This window comes from Cupriavidus sp. 86D6 (assembly GCF_057815095.1).
Window position 1 is genome coordinate 161231 of sequence record NZ_JBYPSB010000010.1, and the last position, 16712, is coordinate 177942.

The 16712-nt window shown below is 68.0% G+C and carries 14 protein-coding genes; 8 read left to right on the forward strand and 6 right to left on the reverse strand.

Annotated elements, in window-relative coordinates; all coding sequences use genetic code 11:
* Positions 1-8 precede the first annotated feature (8 nt).
* A complete protein-coding gene (locus AC3G88_RS21015) occupies positions 9-2177 on the reverse strand; it encodes an alpha/beta hydrolase domain-containing protein (protein WP_488773760.1) in 2169 nt (722 codons plus the stop codon).
* Positions 2178-2369: 192 nt separating this feature from the next.
* On the opposite strand from AC3G88_RS21015, the gene AC3G88_RS21020 reads away from it, so the two are divergent.
* Entirely contained in the window at positions 2370-2996 is a 627-nt protein-coding gene (locus AC3G88_RS21020) for a LysE family translocator (protein ID WP_488893820.1), read from the forward strand.
* A gap of 11 nt (positions 2997-3007) precedes the next feature.
* On the opposite strand, the gene AC3G88_RS21025 is transcribed toward AC3G88_RS21020, so the two are convergent.
* From AC3G88_RS21025 to AC3G88_RS21035, 3 genes are all read right to left on the reverse strand, one after another.
* Positions 3008-3682 (reverse strand): histidine phosphatase family protein, encoded by a 675-nt coding sequence (locus AC3G88_RS21025; RefSeq protein WP_488773758.1) that lies wholly within the window; start codon positions 3680-3682, stop codon positions 3008-3010.
* Positions 3683-3826: 144 nt separating this feature from the next.
* Positions 3827-4825, reverse strand: coding sequence for a Bug family tripartite tricarboxylate transporter substrate binding protein (locus tag AC3G88_RS21030; protein WP_488773757.1), 999 nt, complete (start codon positions 4823-4825; stop codon positions 3827-3829).
* A 118-nt stretch (positions 4826-4943) separates the two neighbouring features.
* A complete protein-coding gene (locus AC3G88_RS21035; RefSeq protein ID WP_488773756.1) occupies positions 4944-5627 on the reverse strand; it encodes a TetR/AcrR family transcriptional regulator in 684 nt (227 codons plus the stop codon).
* 170 nt (positions 5628-5797) lie between these two features.
* On the opposite strand from AC3G88_RS21035, the gene AC3G88_RS21040 reads away from it, so the two are divergent.
* The 7 genes from AC3G88_RS21040 to AC3G88_RS21070 all read left to right on the forward strand — a co-directional run bounded on the left by AC3G88_RS21040 (position 5798) and on the right by AC3G88_RS21070 (position 14744).
* On the forward strand, positions 5798-6604 hold the full coding sequence (locus AC3G88_RS21040) for an IclR family transcriptional regulator (protein ID WP_400393069.1): 807 nt from the start codon (positions 5798-5800) through the stop codon (positions 6602-6604).
* A gap of 76 nt (positions 6605-6680) precedes the next feature.
* A complete protein-coding gene (locus AC3G88_RS21045; RefSeq protein ID WP_488773755.1) occupies positions 6681-8822 on the forward strand; it encodes an acetate--CoA ligase family protein in 2142 nt (713 codons plus the stop codon).
* Positions 8823-8858: 36 nt separating this feature from the next.
* Positions 8859-9854: a Bug family tripartite tricarboxylate transporter substrate binding protein gene (locus AC3G88_RS21050; protein ID WP_488773754.1), complete on the forward strand. Its 996-nt coding sequence runs from the start codon at positions 8859-8861 to the stop codon at positions 9852-9854.
* A gap of 32 nt (positions 9855-9886) precedes the next feature.
* Positions 9887-11233 (forward strand): DUF1254 domain-containing protein, encoded by a 1347-nt coding sequence (locus tag AC3G88_RS21055; protein ID WP_488773753.1) that lies wholly within the window; start codon positions 9887-9889, stop codon positions 11231-11233.
* 61 nt (positions 11234-11294) lie between these two features.
* Positions 11295-12644, forward strand: a complete 1350-nt coding sequence (locus AC3G88_RS21060; RefSeq protein WP_488773752.1) for a DUF1254 domain-containing protein — start codon at positions 11295-11297, stop codon at positions 12642-12644.
* Positions 12641-13618 (forward strand): Bug family tripartite tricarboxylate transporter substrate binding protein, encoded by a 978-nt coding sequence (locus AC3G88_RS21065; RefSeq protein WP_488773751.1) that lies wholly within the window; start codon positions 12641-12643, stop codon positions 13616-13618. Before AC3G88_RS21060 ends, AC3G88_RS21065 begins: the two co-directional genes overlap by 4 nt.
* A gap of 136 nt (positions 13619-13754) precedes the next feature.
* A complete protein-coding gene (locus tag AC3G88_RS21070; RefSeq protein ID WP_488773750.1) occupies positions 13755-14744 on the forward strand; it encodes a Bug family tripartite tricarboxylate transporter substrate binding protein in 990 nt (329 codons plus the stop codon).
* Positions 14745-14802: 58 nt separating this feature from the next.
* On the opposite strand, the gene AC3G88_RS21075 is transcribed toward AC3G88_RS21070, so the two are convergent.
* Both AC3G88_RS21075 and AC3G88_RS21080 read right to left on the reverse strand, forming a co-directional pair.
* Complete coding sequence (locus AC3G88_RS21075; protein ID WP_488773749.1) at positions 14803-16431, reverse strand: 3'-5' exonuclease family protein; 1629 nt, start codon at positions 16429-16431, stop codon at positions 14803-14805.
* Positions 16432-16495: 64 nt separating this feature from the next.
* The coding region (locus AC3G88_RS21080) for a hypothetical protein (protein WP_488893821.1) at positions 16496-16712 on the reverse strand (217 nt) is incomplete at its 5' end.

Genomic DNA, 16712 nt, shown 5'->3' on the forward strand with positions numbered 1-16712 from the left:
GATCCGCCTTACGGCAACACCGGGTTCGCCACCGCGCGGGCGATGATCGCGTCGGCATCGCGTTGCAGCAGGAGGCGTTGCCCCACCAGATCGTTGGCCGCAGCGGTCACCGCGGCCACATAGCCGGCCTGGTTGGTATAGAGCGACTCCAGCGACGGGCGCCCATCGCCGACGGCGATGCGTGCGGCTTCGGTCTTGTGGAACGGAATGAACGATCCGGTCAGGTTGGACAGGTCGACAATGCCCGCCGTGGCCACGTAGTTGAACTCCAGGCTGGTACCGATCGGTGCGCGGGCTTCCACGCTATGGATGCCTGCACGCGGAATGCCGGTGGACGGGTCGGTCTGCGGCACCAGGATCGCATAGTCGCGGTTCAGATAGGCGGGCGGCAGGATCGTGGCGATGCCCGATTCATCCTCGCGCCGGTACTGGGGCCCGAAGTCCAGCAGCGGATAGCCGTTGTAGCGCGCCAGGTACTGGAAGTCTGGAATCGTCGTCGATACGCCAGACACCGGCCAGCTTGTGCCCTTCATCGCCGGCAGCGTCAGGCTGGCGGGACGCACCAGCGTGCCGTCGGCCAGTGCCGGCACCTGGCTTGCTGGCGGCGTCGTGCCCTTGACCACCCAGTCCTCCAGGTCGATGAACAGCGCGCGGAACGTGTCGTTGTGGTGGATCACCGTGCCGGCCGGATAGACATTGCGCGTGGGGGCGAACGCGATGCTGCTGGCGCCGCCCGCGCCGCCGTGCTGGGTGCCCGTGTAGTAATAGATGCGGACGTTGTCGGGCTGCTTCAGGTCACGGAAACCGTTGGCATCGGTCAGCACCGGCGAGCCCTGCAGCTGCCAGAACTCCGTGCCCGACAAGCCGAGGAAGAACTTCGGGCAGGTGTTGCTGGCCGAGCATCGCGCCATCACACCGCCGGTCTTGCCGGAGACGTCGTCCACGTAGTTGGCATCGAGCCCGCGCGGCGCGGTCTGGCCGAACGCCGTGTGGTCGGTGCGCAGGCCGCCGCCGCCGCCCGGCACCGCAAAGCGCGTGTTGATGTTGGTCTGCCGCGCGGCCACATGGGCGTAGATGCCGTCGAACACCTTCGAGCCGTCCAGCGCCTGGTTGAAGCCCAGGTGCAGGAACGTCTTCATGGCATTGCCCGACTGCGACGTGCCTTGTCCGATGGCGTACCGGATGCGTCCGGCCAGCGGATTCGGCGTGCCGGCGCTATCCACGGTCCTGGTGCGGAAGAAGCTGACCGTATCGCGCAGCGCGGCCAGGCCCACGCCCATGACCTTGGGGTCCTTCGCCACGTAGACCAGTTCGTACAGGTATTGCGGATCGAAGCCGCCGCGCAGGCAGACGTTGGCGGGGTCGGCGGTGCCCGGGAACGGGTTGCCCGCATCGCATTTGGCGAATTTCCAGTCGCTGGCCGGGATGGCCACGCGTGGATCGGTCTCGTTGATGCGCCGGGTCAGCGAATAGCCGGGCTGCGTGTTGTCGAGGCTGGCGGGCGCGTAGGGCAGCATCGTGCCGTTGAACACGCCGCCCGGCAGCGACATCATCGGCGTGGCAGCGGTGGGGACCAGTTCCGAGCGATAGGTGCCGGTGATCGACGTGCCGTCGGCATTCTTTGCCACGGGTACCGTCACGGTCAGGCGCGCCGCGGTGGACTTGGGCACGTCGCCCTGCCAGGCCGAATAGAGCAGCACGTAGCCGCGTTCCAGGTACACCGCGTCGCTGGGCGAGGCGGTCGGGTTGGGCATCGTCAGGATGTTGCCGCGGTTCGGCGCGTCGTAACGCAGCACGCCGCTGGCCTTGCTCATGTCCTTCGGCTTGAGCATGACGAAGTCAGCCGAGTATTCGACCATGCCGTTGGCGTTGACCGGTGCCAGCGCCAGGTCCTGGATGACCGCGTTCCTGGGGTCCTTCGGATCGACTTCGCCGCTCACGGTGCCGGTGACCTGCTCGTACTGCCCCACGCTGCCGTAGGTGCCGGCGAAATCCTGCGTGCCGGTGATCTTCAGCGTCACGCCCGGCGTGCGGGCGGCCGGTGTACTGGTGCCGGCAGAGCTGCCGCCGTTGCCGCCATTGCCACTGTCGTCGCTGCCGCCGCAGCCCGCCAGCAGCGTTACCGTTGCCGCAAGGGTGAGCGCCGCCGCGTGCCGCCCATGTGCACGTGCATCCATCGATGTCTCCTCGTCTTTGTTTTCGAATGGCCGTCCCGTCCTGCGCGGGAGGGCGACTCGAATATAGGCCGGCAGCATTGTGCTGATAAATTGATTGTTTGAATGGATTGATCGATCCAGTCGAAAAGCGGTGGCTCGCCCGCCGTGCGGCCATGGGCTACCATGGCGTCTCACATTTCGCGGAGCGCCCGCATGCCACCGTTAGAAACGCTGCTGCCTTTCCTGGGGATCGCCGTGCTGCTGAGCCTGGCGCCCGGCCCCGACAATATCTTCGTCCTGTTGCAATCGGCGATGCACGGCACGCGCGCCGGGCTGACCGTGGTGCTGGGTCTGTGTACGGGGTTGCTGGTGCATACGGCCGTGGTGGCCGTGGGCCTGGCCGCGCTGCTGGCGGCATCGATGGTGGCGTTCACCGCGCTGAAAATCGTTGGCGCGCTCTATCTGGTCTATCTGGCGTGGCAGGCGTTTCGTGCGCCGGTGGGCGACATCGGCAAGGACGCCGCCGCGGCGCGCCCGGTCAGGAACATGTATCTGCGCGGCGTGGTCATGAACCTGACCAATCCCAAGGTGGTGATCTTTTTTCTGGCGTTCCTGCCGCAGTTCGTCAACGCAAAACAGGGGCACGTGGCCCTGCAGATCATGGTGCTGGGCTTTGCCTTCATCGCGGCCACGCTGCTGGTGTTTGGATCCATCGCGTGGTTCTCGGGCCTGTTCGGTCGCGTGCTGATGCGTTCGGCGCGGGTGCAGCGCGCCGTCAGCTGGTTTGCGGGAACGGTATTCCTGGCGTTGGCTGGCAAGCTGGCGCTATCCCAACGCTGACGCGTTGCCGGTCAGGCGAACGTGATGGCGCGGCGCCGCTCGGGGTGTTCCAGATGCGGCACGTTGTTGAAGCTCAGCAGGCGCTGCGTGCCGCGCCCGACGATCAGTTCGCAGAAGCCGGTGTTGCGGAACTGCAGGTTCAGCTCGATGGCGGTCTGCGTGGGTGCGCCGAGCAGGTCGGCGATGGCGCGGCCAATGGCGCCCCCGGAGCTGACCACCAGTAGCGCATCCTCGCGCGCCGCGCCTTCCGTGGCCGTCGACAGCGCGGCCTGCATGCGCGCCCCGAACGCGTCCCAGCTTTCGGGCATGCCGGCCAGCTGGTCCTGCGTCCAGGCCGCGAATGCCGCGCGGAAGGTGCGCCAGTAATCCTGGTAGTCACCGTTCTGGTGGGCCCGGTGATCGGCGCCCTTGGTGAAGCTGCGGTAGAGCGATTCGCCGTCGTATTCGTTCAGGCCCGTGTGCGTGTCCACGGCGGTCCCGGCGGCGCCCATGCCGTTCAGGATTTCGGTGGCGGTGTCCTGCTGGCGCACCAGAGAACCAGCCACTACGCGCTTGAACGTGATATCCCGCCCCTTGAAATATTCGCCAAGCCAGCGGGCTTGCTGGCGGCCGACGTCCGACAGGCAATCGTAGTTGGCGGCGCCAAACGAGGCTTGGCCGTGACGGACCAGGAAGAGCGTGGCCATGATATGGGCATCTGCAGAGAGGATATGGCGCGATTCTAGTCGCGTGATGCCGGCGGGCCCAGCATGACCCGCAGGAATTCATGATGGCCATGGTTTCGCTGCATGCCGCACACACGGCGGCATGCAGCAGGCAAAGGCGCGAAGTCAGTCGAGCGTCACGCCGGTATCGGCGGTCAGCTTCAGCACCACCGGCAGGTAGGCCTTGTAGGCGCGTTCGGCCTCGCCCGGCGTGTTACCGATCGGCTCGGCGCCCATTTCGTCGATCTTTGCCTGCATCTCGGGCGTCTTGACCAGCGACGCCACTTCGCGGCCCAGCCGCTCGACGATGGCCTCAGGTGTCTTCGCCGGCGCCAGCAGCGTTGTCGGGCCGACGATCTTGTAGGCCGCATCGCCATAGCCGGCCTCAGCGAACGTCGGCACGTCGGGCAAGGCCCGGGCGCGCGTGGTGCCGGCCACGGCCAGCGGCCGCAGCTTGCCGGTGGCGATGTGCTGGCGCAGCGTGGTGACCGAACCGATCGTCACGTTGACCTGGCCGGCCAGCAGGTCGGTCACCATCGGCCCTTCGCCGCGATACGGCACATGCAGGATGTCAACGCCGTAGGTCTTGTCCATGTAGGCCTGGATGGTGTGTGGCTGCGTGCCCGGCCCCCACGATCCCATGCGCAGCTTGCCCGGCTCTTTCTTCGCGTAGGTAATCAGTTCGTTGACGGTCTTGACCGGCACGCCGCTGTTGACCGCCAGCACCGTGCGGGCCATCGCCACGTCCGAGACCGGGCGCAGATCGGTGCGCGGGTCGTAGGGCAGCTTCTTGTAGAGCGCCAGGTTGGCGGTGATCGGCCCGGGAATGGTCATCAGCAGCGTGTAGCCGTCGGGCGCCGCCTTGGCGACGAAATCGGTGCCGATAATGCCGCCCGCGCCGCTCTTGTTTTCCACCACCACCGGCTGGCCAAGCCGTTTGGACAGCCCGTCGGCCACCTGGCGCGCCAGCGTGTCGGTCAGGCCGCCGGCCGGGTAGGGCACCACCAGGCGGACCGGCTTGGTCGGATAGTCGCCCTGCGCAAGCGCGGCCAGCGGCAGCAACGACATCGCCGCGCAGGCGATGCGAGCCGCCCACCGCCGGCGCGGCAGCGTGGTTTGCTTCATGGTGTGTCTCCTCTTTTTGTGCCCGGTCTGCTTCCCAGACATGCCGCTATGGTTGCGGCTGATGCGGGCGGTTGGACGGATGAAGCGAGGGAAAGCGGTGCGGGGGTGGCCAGGCCCGTCAGGCTTCGATGCCCAGGTAGCGGCCCACCATGCGCGCCATTTCGCCGGGCAGGCGCTCGTCATCGAGTTGCAGCGGCCCGGGATTGTTCAGCACCGCATTGACGAGCATCCCGAACACCATCTGCATGGCAAACCGCACGCGCAGCTCGGCTTCGTCGGCCGGCCCGGACAGACGCGGCACCAGCAGGATCACGAGCCGCTCGATCAGCGCCTGCCCGTTCTTCTGGTGCGGCAGCCACTGCTCGGGATGCGTGGTGGCGTGCTTGAGCGATGCGCGAATCACGCCACGGTTATTGCGGCAGCCATTGACCATGAAGCGCATGGTCTTGTCGAGGATCTGGGCCGCCGGGGCTTCCTGCCAGCGATGCTCGGCCATGTAGCGCGCCACCGACGCATCGGATTCCTCCATCACCGACGCACGCAGCGCATCGAAGAACGCCATCTTGTCGCGGAACCGGCCGTAGAACGCACCCACCGACACCTGACAGGCGGCTGCGATCTGCGCGACCGACACGGCCGCGAAGTCGCGTTCGGCCAGCAACTGGCGCCCGGCCGTCAGCAGGGCCTGCTCGGTCTCCCGCGCCCGGCGCTGGCGCGGCGGTTGCAGGATCGACGACGTATCGACCCGGGGAAAGGCCGATACGGAAGTGGCGGTTTCGTTACTTGGGGAGGTGGCTTGCATGACGATTTTCCGTATGCGAATTCGGATTCGGTTTTGCACCTTACGATTCGGCCGCGTGCACCGTCAAGTCGGGGTTTACGCTCCTGATTTCCAATATATGGAAATGCGTTCCGCTTTTTGACACGATGCCGAATCGACGCCCACACTGGAATCCAGGAGACGACATGCCCATGAACACCCCGGTCGAACAATTCATTGCCGAACGCCGCCGCGAAGACCCTTCGTTCGGCGGGCTGCTGGCCAAGGGGTTTGCGCTGCTGCGCTGCTTCATCGACGATCCGCGCCCGCTGGGCAATGGCGAACTGTCGCAGCGGCTGCAACTGCCCCGCGCCACGGTGTCGCGCATCTGCCGCACGCTGTTCGAACTGGGATATCTCGACTGGGACCCCAAGCTCGACAAGTATTTCGTCGGGGCGCAGGTGCTGGCGCTGGGCTATCCCTACCTGGCCGGCCTGCAGGTGCGCCACCTGGCGCGCCCGCTGATGCAGGCACTGGCCAACCAGGTGGAGGGCGCGGTGTCGATGGGCGTGGCGCACCGGCTGGACGTGACGTACCTGGAGTCGTGCACGCACATGGAGGGCACGTCGGCGCGGCCGGCCGTGGGCGCCGTACGTTCGGTGCTGACCACGGCAATGGGGCGGGCCTTCCTCTGCACGCTGTCGAAGGGCGAGTTCGAGAAGCTGATGATGCTGGCGCGCACCGAGCGTCCGGAGGAATTCGGCGTCTGCTACGAGACCGTCTGCCACAACGTGGCGCACTACCCCAAGCGCGGCTTCACGCTCAATGAAGGCGATGCCGGCGAGGACATCCATGGCGTGGGCGTGTATTCGCGCATCACGTACCTGAACCGGCCGCTGCTGTTCAACTGCGCGCTGCCGGGTCTGCGCGTCAGGCGCGGCATGATGGAAAAGCGCGTGGCGCCGCTGCTGCGCGAGATGGTGCGCGCCATCGAGAACATGGCCGGCGTGGGACGCTAGCCGCCGGACGCGGGCCCGGATCGCCCGCACGACAGAACGCCGTGGCACGTACCGCGGTGTCATCAACGGAGACACCATGCTGGACCTGCAGCCCTTGTTGTGCCCGCGATCGATCGCGGTGATCGGCGCATCGACGCAGCCCGAAAAGGTGGGTGGCGTGCCGATTCGCCTGCTTGGCGAACTCGGCTACGGCGGCCGCGTGTTTCCGGTCAACCCGGGCGCCGATACCGTGCAGGGGCTGCGCGCCTATGCGACCGTGGCCGACATCGGCGAGCCCGTCGATCTGGCCATCGTGGCCGTGCCGGCACCCGCCGCGCCCGACGTGATGGCGCAACTGGGCCAGGCCGGCACGCGGGCGGCCGTGGTGTTCACGTCCGGCTTTGCCGAAGTCAGCGGCGGCGATGCCCTGCAGCACGCACTGGCCACGCAGGCCCATGCGCACGGCGTGCAGTTGCTGGGCCCTAATTGCCTGGGGGCGATGAACTTGCGCGAGCGCATGTTCGCCACGTTCTCGCCGATTCCGCTCAGTGGCGTGCCGCCGGTCGGCCACGTGGGGCTGGTGAGCCAGAGCGGCGCATTTGGCGCGTACGCATTTGCGCTGGCGCGCGAGGCGGGGCTGGGCCTGAGCCATTGGGTGACCACGGGCAACGAAGCCGGGCTGCAGGTGGCCGACGTGATCGAATGGCTGGCCAACGATCCGCAGACGCAGGTGATCCTGGCCTATGTCGAGGGCGCGCGCGATGGCATGCGCTTGCGCCGCGCGCTTGCCGCCGCCCGCGCTGCGGGCAAGCCCGTGGTGATCGCCAAGGTGGGCACCACGGCGGCGGGCGCCAGCGCAGCACAATCGCATACCGCCAGCCTGGCTGGCGAGGACGCCGTGTACCAGGCGGTGTTCGACGAATACGGCGTGCATCGCGCGCACACGCTCGAAGCATTCTTCCGGCTTGGCTATACGCTGGCGCGTGGCCGGCGGCCGGCGCAATGGCAATCGCCAACGGGCCTGGCCGCCGATGCGGTGGCGCCCGTGGCCATCGTCACGGTATCGGGCGGGGTCGGCATCATGATGGCCGACAGCGCCGAGACGCTGGGCCTGCCGTTGCCACCAATGCCGGATACCGCCGCGCAGGCGCTGCGCGCGGCCATCCCGTTTGCCAGTACCGCCAATCCCATCGACGTCACCGGCCAGGTGGTGGCGCAGCCGCAGGTGTTCGTCGATGCGCTGGCCAACGTGGCGCGCTGCGGCCAGTACGGGGCGGTGGCGGCATTTCTGGCCGGCGGTGTCAATGCGCCGCGCCTCTGGCCCGTGCTCCAGGACACCGTGTCCGCACTCGAAGCCGACCGCCACGCCGCACCGTTGCTGATCTCGGGCGTGATGGACGACGACAAGCGCGCCTGGCTCGAGGCGCGTGGCTGCCTGGTGTTCCGCGAACCCGCGCATACCATGGAGGCCGTGGCCGCGCTGGCGAAGGCGGCCGCCATGGAAGCGGCCGCAGACGCGCCTGTTGGCGCGGACAACAGCGCGCCTCTTCATCCCCCAGCCCTGCCGCCCGACGCCACCGCGCTGTCGGAAGCCGAGGCCATGGCATGGCTGGCCGCTGCCGGCGTGCCGGTGGTGCCGCACGGCGTGGCCCAGCATGCCGAAGCGGCGGTGGACCTTGCCGAATCGATCGGCTATCCAGTGGCCGTCAAGATCTGCTCGCGCCATATCCTGCACAAGAGCGATATCGGCGGCGTGGCGCTGAACCTGCGCGATGCCGGCGCCGTGCGCGCCGCGTTCGCCCAGGTGCGCCGGGCCGCAGCGCAGGCACGCGATGCCGACGGCAATGCGGTGCCGTTCGAAGGCGCCATCGTCGCGGGGATGGCGCGCGGCTGGGGCGAGATCATGGTGGGCGTGCGGCGCGATCCGGTGTTCGGCCTGGTGGCGCTGGCCGGCATCGGCGGCACGGCCGTGGAGATCTTCCGGCAGATGGCGTTCGGGCTCGCGCCGCTGTCGCGCCAGCGCGCTCGGGCCATGCTGACGCAGAGCCGCGCCGCCGCGCTGTGCAGCGGGCACCGTGGCCATCCCGCCATCGATCTCGATGCGGTGGCCGACGTGCTGGTCAACGTATCGCGCGCGGCAGCCGCGATTGGAGACCGGCTCGACACGCTCGAAATCAATCCGTTCATCGTCGGCCCCGATGGGCTGGTGGCGGCGGATGCCGTGATCACGCTGCGCTGACGCAGCATCCCATCCTGGACAATACGGAGACAGACCATGCGATCAGCAATTCGCAGGATGCGGCACGCCCTGGCCTTGTGCCTGGCGGCCGGTGTGACGGGCGGGATGATGTTGCCCGCGGCAGTGGCTGCCGACGCGTACCCCAGCAAGCCGATCCGGCTGGTGGTGCCGTTCCCGCCCGGTGGCGGCACCGATGTGGTGGGGCGCATGGTGGCCGCGCGCCTGTCGGCGGCGCTCAAGGGCACGGTGGTCGTCGAGAACGTGGCGGGCGCCACCGGCACCATCGGCGCGGCACAGGTGGCGCGTGCCGCGCCCGACGGCTATACGCTCCTGCTGGGCATCTCGGCCACGCACGCGATTGCCCCGGCGATCTTTCCGAAGCTGACTTACGACCCGCTGCGCGACTTCGTGCCCATCGGCCGCATTGCCTACGGCGGCAATGTGCTGGTGGCCAACCCGGCCTTTCCGGCCAAGGACGTGCGCGCGCTGATTGCCATGGCGAAGCAGCCGGGCGCGGACCTCGCCTATGGCTCCTGGGGCCAGGGATCGGGCGGCCATCTGGCCGGCGAGAGCCTGAACGTGTCCGCCGGCATCCACCTGCGGCACGTGCCGTACAAGGGCGTGGCGCCGATGCTGAACGACGTGATGGGCGGCACGGTGCCCATCGCCATGTCCGATCTGGCGGGCACCTTGCCGCTGATCCGCAGCGGCAAGGTACGTGCGCTGGCGGTGTCGGGCTCGGAGCGGTCGGCCGCGCTGCCCGATGTGCCGACGTTCGCCGAGTCCGGCATCGCGTTCCGTGTCGACAGCTGGTACGCGCTGTTCGCGCCGGCCAGGACGCCGCCGGCCATCGTCGACCGGCTGGAAAGCGCGATGCACGTAGCCATGCAGGACAGCGCGCTGCAGGCGCAGATCGCGGCCATGGGCATGCGCTACCAGCCCGTGTCGCGCACGCAGTTCACCAACCAGATGCGCGACGACGCGCGGGCATGGGCCGCGCTGGTCAAGTCGAGCGGCGCCGCGCTGGAATGAACCCGACATCCCCATCCACCCTGACCATCGCCATGAATCATCCTGCCTTTCCCCACCCAGCAGCTACCTCGGCCGACACCCCTTCCACCCTGGCTTCGCCGGTTCACGCCAGTCCGCAAGAGGCCCTGGTGGCCGCCGCCGCGCTGCCGCTGGTGATCTACGGCTACCCGTTGATCGAAACCCTGCGCACCTGCCGGCTGCAGACATCGGTGGACGCCCCCACGCGCTACGGCCGCGCACCGATGAACATGCTGTCGGCCAGCGCGCGCCAGTGGACGCACGAAGACCGCGACATCGTCACCCCCGCCAACGACCTGCTCTATTTTTGCGGATGGCTCAACCTGGCCGAGGGCCCGGCCACGATCCGCGTGCCCGCGCTGCCCGATGCCGACCGCTACTACGTGGTCGAACTGCTCGATGCCCATACCAACAACTTCGCCAACCTGGGTCCGCGCAACGTGCCGCGCGAAGGCGCCAATGTGGAGATCGTCGGACCCGGCCAGCGGGGCAGCGGCGTGCACGTGGTCGAGGCGCCCACCACGCTGGTCTGGATTATTGGCCGCGTGCTGGTGACCGGTCCTGACGACCTGGCGCGTGCCAACGCCTTCGAGCAGGGCTTCCAGGTAGTGCAAAGCGCCGGGCCGGCCCGGCCGGCCAGCGTGGCGCAGTGGCAGGACTCCGGCGATGCCGGCGTGGATTTCTTCCAGAACCTGTTCCGAGCGATGCGCGACTTCCCGCCCAACGCGCAGGAGCAAGGCCTGTTCACGCTGCTCCGCAAGGTGGGCTTGCGGCTGGAGGACGATGTGGAGATCGCCGCGCTGCGGCCGTCCGTCGTCAACGGCCTGCGCAGCGCATACGCCCAGGGCATGGCGCTGATCGAAGCCCATACCCGCAGCCAGGGGCACAAGGCGTGGGGCTACAGCATGCGGCTGGGGATCTATGGCGACGACTGGGTGCTGCGCGCCTGCACGGCGATGAAGGGGCTGGGCGCGCTGCGCGCGGACGAAGCCGTCTACGCGATGGCCGACTTCGACGCGGACGGCGAGCCGCTGCACGGCCGGCATCGATACGAACTGCGTTTTGCGCCCGGCATGCTGCCGCCGGCCGAAGCGTTCTGGTCGGTGTCGCTCTACGGGGAGGATCGCTATTTCTCGGCCAACGAGATCGGCCGCTATGCGGTGGGCGACCGCACACCGGGACTGCGCATGGAGCCGGACGGCACGCTGGTGATTCCCATCGGCCATGCCCGGCCGGCCGACGACGCCAACTGGCTGCCCGCACCCGATGGCCCGTTCTACCTGATCCTGCGGCTCTACCACCCGTCCGCCAGCTTTATCGCCGGCCAGTACACGATCCCCGCCGTGCGCCGGATCGGCTGAGCCCGGCTCGGAACACGCATCGCCATATCTCATATCTATAAGAGAAAGGAGACACCAGCCCATGCCGCAATCCATCACCACCGCCACGACCACCGCCACCACCACCGCCAGCCCCGGCCTGCCGCTTGCCCGCGAAGCCGTGATCTACACGCTGCCGCTCTACGAGATGGCCCGCATGCGCGCGGCCACCTGCCCGCGCCGCGACCGCGCCGGGCGGTTTGCCGGCGACGGCCCCGAATCGTCGCTGCGCTGGGTCAACCACCTGATCCACACGCGCGAACTGCTGGGCCCCCAGCATCGCCAGGTGGTCACGCCGAACAACGACACGCTGTACACCAATGCCTGGCTCGACCTGTCGCGCGAGCCCGTGGTGCTCGAAGTGCCCGACTTCGCCGGCCGCTACTACGTGCTGGGGCTGCTCGATTTCTATACCAATCCGTTTGGCTATCTGGGCAGCCGCACCACCGGCACCGGCGCGGGCCGCTTCCTGCTGCACGGGCCCGACTGGCATGGCGAAGTACCTGCCGGCATGCGGGCCGTGCCGTGTCCGACCAACGCGGTGTGGATGATCGGCCGGCTGCTGGTGGACGGCGATGCCGACCTTGCCGCCGGCCATGCGCTGCAGGACGCCATTGCGCTGAAGCGGCTCGACGGGGAACCGGCCGCGTTCGCGTTCGATGTGGGCATGCACCCGCGCGAGCATCTGGGCGATCCGCGGCGCTTCGCCGCCGTGGTCAACCAGATGCTGGCCGACAACCCGCCGCCGCCGGCAGAAGCCGACATGGTGGCCCGCTTCGCCGAAGCCGGCATCGGCCAGGGGCTCACGCCCACGCCGGCGCAGGTCGAGACGCTGGGCGCGGCACTGCAGGGCGTGCTGGCCGACCTGGCCGAGCCGCAAGCGTCGGACATGGGCGGGGGCTGGGCGATGTCGGTGGACGTGCGCGAGTCGTATGGCACGGACTACCTGCAACGCGCGCTGGTGGCGCGCAACTATATTGGTGCGCTGGGCGTGCAGGAGGCCATGTACGTGATGGCCGACCGCTGTGCCGACGGCGCGCCGCTCGACGGCGGTCACGCCTACCGGCTGCACTTCGCGGCCGACAACCTGCCGCGCGTGGGCGCGTTCTGGTCGCTGACCATGTACGACAAGGGCGACTGCATGCTGGTGCCGAACGACCTTGCGCGCTATTCGCTGGGCGATCGGTCTCCGTCCCTGAAGCGCGGCGCCGATGGCAGCCTGACGGTGTACCTGTCGACGCAGCCGCCGCAGGACCGCGCGCTGCTCGGCAACTGGCTGCCGGCGCCGGCCGGGGCATTCTATGTGGCGCTGCGCCTGTACGTGCCCCAACCGGACCACCTTGACCGCACCTATCGCTATCCCGCCATCGAGCGGATCAGGGAGGCATCATGACCCCATCGCAACTGACCCGCCGCCGCCTGCTGGGCGCGATGGCCCTGGCCGGCGTCGTGCCGCATGCCTTCGGCAATACCTGGCCCGGCAAGCCGGTGCGGCTGGTGTCGCCCTACGGGGCCGGCGGTTCGAACGATACGTCGGCGCGCGTGCTGGCCGAGGCGCTGAGCCGCAAATACGGCCAGCAGGTGGTGGTCGAGAACAAGCCGGGCGCCGGTACGCGCGTGGCCAGCGAAACCGTGGCGCACGCTCCCGCCGACGGCTACACGCTGCTGTGGGCCGCTGCGCCGTTCGCCATCAATACAGCAGCCGGTCTGTCGCAGCGGTTCGATATCCACAAGGATTTCATCGCCGTGGGGCCGCGCGTGCTGGGGCCAGTGTTCCTGATCGTCAACGCCAGTTCCCCGGTCAAGACCGTGGCGGACTTCGTGAAGATGGCGAAGCAGAAGCCGGAAGGCGTCACGTTCGCGTCGCCTGGCATCGGCTCGGGCCCGCACCTGACGGCCGAGCTGTTTGCCGCGCAGTCGGGGTTCAAGGCGCTCAACGTCCATTACCGCGGCGACGCCACGGCCTATACCGAACTGCTGGCCGGACGTGTCGATGCCACGCTGACGGCGATCACGACCGCGCTGCCCTTTATCCAGGCCGGCAAGCTGCGCGTGATCGCGGCGGCCGCCGATGCGCGCACGCCGGTCTATCCCGATGCGCCCACCTTTGCCGAGCAGGGCGTGCCCGGCGTGGTCGGCTACGGCTGGTTCGGCATCGTGGCGCCGGCCGGCACGCCGCCCGCCATCGTGCAACAGATCAACCGCGATGCCAGCCAGGCGCTGGCCGATCCGCCGATCAGTCAGAAGCTGCTGGCGCTGGGCCTGCAGCCGTCGCCGGGCAGCAGCGCGGACTTTGCCGCGTTCATCGACGGGGAGGTAAGGAAATGGGGCGCGCTGATCAAGGCGCGCGGCATCGTACTGGAGTGAGGGGAGGGTTGAGGAGGATGGCGGAGGGTTACCGGTCGGGCCCGGTGACCAAAGCCCTTTCCAAATTTGTCACAAAAACGTCACAATACCGGTCCGGTCCCCGCCATGTAGAGCGGGGCCGCATCCGGAGAGAGAAATGACGTTGTTCGCTTGCCGCCGCGCCCGGCATGTCCTGGCTGCCCTGGTCCTTTCCCCGCTGGCACTGGCCGCCGGCGCCGCGCAGGCCGCGTGGCCGGACAAGCCGATCCGCATGGTGGTGGGATTTCCGCCTGGCGGGCCGGTCGATACGCATGCACGCATCCTGTCCGAGAAGCTGCAGCCGATCCTGGGCCAGCCCGTCGTGCTCGACTACAAGGCTGGCGCCGCCGGCAATATCGGGTCGGACAACGTGGCCAAGGCCGCGCCCGACGGCTATACGCTGCTGATCGCCAATACCGGCCAGATGGCGATCAACGGATCGCTCTATCCCAAGCTGCCGTACAGCATGCCGAAGGACTTTGCGCCCGTGGCACGTACCGCGCTGATTCCGCTGGTGATGGTCGTCAACAACAACGTGCCCGCCAGGAACCTGAAGGAATTCATCGCCTATGCCAAGGCCAACCCGGGCAAGCTCAATTTTGCGTCGGGCGGCAATGGCGGCATTTCGCACCTGATGCCCGAGATGTTCAAGCAGGCGTCGGGCACGTTCATTGTCCATATCCCGTACAAGGGCAGCGCGCCGGCACTGACCGACGTGATGGGCGGCCAGGCCCAGATGATGGCCGACTCGATTCCGCTGTTCACCCAGCACATCAAGGCCGGCAAGGTGCGCGCGCTGGCGGTGACGTCGGGCAAGCGTTCGCCGGCGCTGCCCGATGTGCCGACCATGGAGGAGTCGGGCCTGAAGGGTTTCGAGGTGGTGGGCTTCTACGGTGTGCTGGCGCCGGCCGGCACGCCGAAGGAAATCGTCGACAAGCTGTCGGGCGCGCTGCGCACCGTGCTGGCGGACCCGGACACGAAGGCCAAGCTCGAAGCGCAGGGCGCCGAGCCGGCGTGGCAGTCGCCGGAGGCGTTTGCGGCAACCATCGTCAACGAGCAGAAACGCTGGGGACAGGCCGTCAAGGTATCGGGCGCCAAGATCGATTGATCGACGCCGGGTATCAGCCGGTGGCCTTGCGGGCGGTGCCGGCCTTGCCGATTCCTGTTTAGCCAAACAGGGATGACTGGGCGTCCGTCATGGCTGCCGTGCGCCTGGGCGTGGCGCGTGGCTTTGTCGCCAGCCCGGTATCGAGACCGGTAACGCTCGGCGTGGCGATCGGCGCCGTGACCGGCGCGACCGGTGCTGTCAGCACGAACGGGCGCGCCGAGGCCAGCGGCACGGCCGTCGCCCTGAGGCTGGCCACGTGCGGCGCCAGGATCAGGTAGGTATCCATATCGAAGCGCGCCGGCAGGGAGGTCAGCCCTTCAGCGTCGGCCAGCGTCGGCGCGGTGCCCAGGTAGCACCAGTCCTCGATCACGTGCCAGGGCTGGTCGGGTTGCTGGCCTTCGCGCCAGGCAATCGCCCCGTCGAATGGCCACTGGGCCACCGTCAATGCTTCGAGTGCCGCCAACGTGCGCAGGCGATGCGCGGCGCGCGATTCATGGCCGGTGCAGGCTCCCGCGCAACGGTGGACTTGCCGCGCAAAACAGGGGTGGCCGCGTCGGGCCGTCGCTTCGAGCATCAGCGTGACCAGGCAAAGCTGATGTTCCTCGGCCAGCGCCACCAGGCGTGCGCGTGCCGCGGCGCGGCTCGGAAACACACCATATAGCCGGGTATGCCGGCTGAAGTCGATCTGACGGTCCGAGCGCAGGCGCGGCGCGGGCAGGCCATCGACCATTTCCCAGGCGAACAGCTCGTCGTTATGGCGCAGCTGATGGTTATGCAACGGCCGCAGCGTCTTGACGAGGTGGGCCTCCAGCAGGAGCGCGCCAATCTCTCCCCCGGTCTCACGCCAATCCACGCGCCGCACGGCGCGTGCGATGCGCATTTCCTTCGGGTTGGTATGGTCGCCGGAAAAATGGGCGCGGATGCGCTGCCGCAGGTGGATGCTCTTGCCGACATATAGCAACGCGTCGTCGTCACCGTAAAACAGGTAGGCGCCGGGACGGTCCGGCACGTCGTCCAGCGCGGTCTCGCTCAGGCCGGCGGGCAGGCTGGCATGCTTGACCAGCGTCTTGACGGCCGACTCCACCAGATCGACCGAATACAGGCCGTGGATCTTCTGCCAGAACTGCCAGAGCAGCTCGGCGTCGGCCAGCGCGCGGTGGCGGCCCTTCGGTATCAGGTTGAAGCGGGCGATCAGCGCGTCGAGCCCATGGCGCTCCACCGAGGGGAACAGCGAGCGGGACAACCGCAGCGTACAAAGGACATCGGCACGAAACGTCACACCGGCCCGGCGAAATTCGTTCTTCAGGAAGCCGTAGTCGAAGCGGGCATTGTGAGCGACAAACAGCCGGCCCTGTAGCCGTTCGGCCAATAGTTCGGCTATCGACGCGAAGGTGGGTTGGCCGCGCACCATGTCGTCGGTGATCCCGGTCATCCCCTGGATAAACGGCGGGATGCTGGCCTGTGGGTCGACGAGGGTGTCCCACTCGTGAATGCCGTCGGGGCCCACTTCCACGACGCCGATCTCGGTGATCCGGTCGCGCTGGGCGTCTGGCCCCGTGGTCTCCAGATCGACAAAGGCAATCGGGCGGGCCAGGGCGGTGGCCAGCCCAAGGGCATCGAGCGCCCCCGCGTCCCGGCTGGCCAGGCGTTCGGGGAGATAGGTGGGCGGTTCCGGCAGCGTCGTCATCCGGCGATTCTACGGGATCGGAAAATTCTTTTGCGAAACCCCTTGCGCAGGCCGCCAATCCCATCTAATATTCGCCCCCTCGCAACACAAAGCGCGCTGCAAACGCAGCGGCGGCAACGGTTGCGGGGTTGGCAGGAGGTTGGCGTTGCGATGTTCGCGGCACCGGCCGGCAGAAAAAAGTTCTGCAAAAACTGTTGACGAAACGTTGAATGCTCTGCATAATCTCGTTTCTCCGCTGCGACGAAAGACGCAGCGACAGCGAACGGCAAAGCCGGTCGCTC

What these genes read in the sequence shown, in the direction of transcription:
- AC3G88_RS21015 (WP_488773760.1), bottom strand. Translation starts at nt 2,177, where the DNA reads ATGGATGCACGTGCACATGGGCGGCACGCGGCGGCGCTCACCCTTGCG.
- AC3G88_RS21020 (WP_488893820.1), top strand. Translation starts at nt 2,370, where the DNA reads ATGCCACCGTTAGAAACGCTGCTGCCTTTCCTGGGGATCGCCGTGCTG.
- AC3G88_RS21025 (WP_488773758.1), bottom strand. Translation starts at nt 3,682, where the DNA reads ATGGCCACGCTCTTCCTGGTCCGTCACGGCCAAGCCTCGTTTGGCGCC.
- AC3G88_RS21030 (WP_488773757.1), bottom strand. Translation starts at nt 4,825, where the DNA reads ATGAAGCAAACCACGCTGCCGCGCCGGCGGTGGGCGGCTCGCATCGCC.
- AC3G88_RS21035 (WP_488773756.1), bottom strand. Translation starts at nt 5,627, where the DNA reads ATGCAAGCCACCTCCCCAAGTAACGAAACCGCCACTTCCGTATCGGCC.
- AC3G88_RS21040 (WP_400393069.1), top strand. Translation starts at nt 5,798, where the DNA reads ATGAACACCCCGGTCGAACAATTCATTGCCGAACGCCGCCGCGAAGAC.
- AC3G88_RS21045 (WP_488773755.1), top strand. Translation starts at nt 6,681, where the DNA reads ATGCTGGACCTGCAGCCCTTGTTGTGCCCGCGATCGATCGCGGTGATC.
- AC3G88_RS21050 (WP_488773754.1), top strand. Translation starts at nt 8,859, where the DNA reads ATGCGATCAGCAATTCGCAGGATGCGGCACGCCCTGGCCTTGTGCCTG.
- AC3G88_RS21055 (WP_488773753.1), top strand. Translation starts at nt 9,887, where the DNA reads ATGAATCATCCTGCCTTTCCCCACCCAGCAGCTACCTCGGCCGACACC.
- AC3G88_RS21060 (WP_488773752.1), top strand. Translation starts at nt 11,295, where the DNA reads ATGCCGCAATCCATCACCACCGCCACGACCACCGCCACCACCACCGCC.
- AC3G88_RS21065 (WP_488773751.1), top strand. Translation starts at nt 12,641, where the DNA reads ATGACCCCATCGCAACTGACCCGCCGCCGCCTGCTGGGCGCGATGGCC.
- AC3G88_RS21070 (WP_488773750.1), top strand. Translation starts at nt 13,755, where the DNA reads ATGACGTTGTTCGCTTGCCGCCGCGCCCGGCATGTCCTGGCTGCCCTG.
- AC3G88_RS21075 (WP_488773749.1), bottom strand. Translation starts at nt 16,431, where the DNA reads ATGACGACGCTGCCGGAACCGCCCACCTATCTCCCCGAACGCCTGGCC.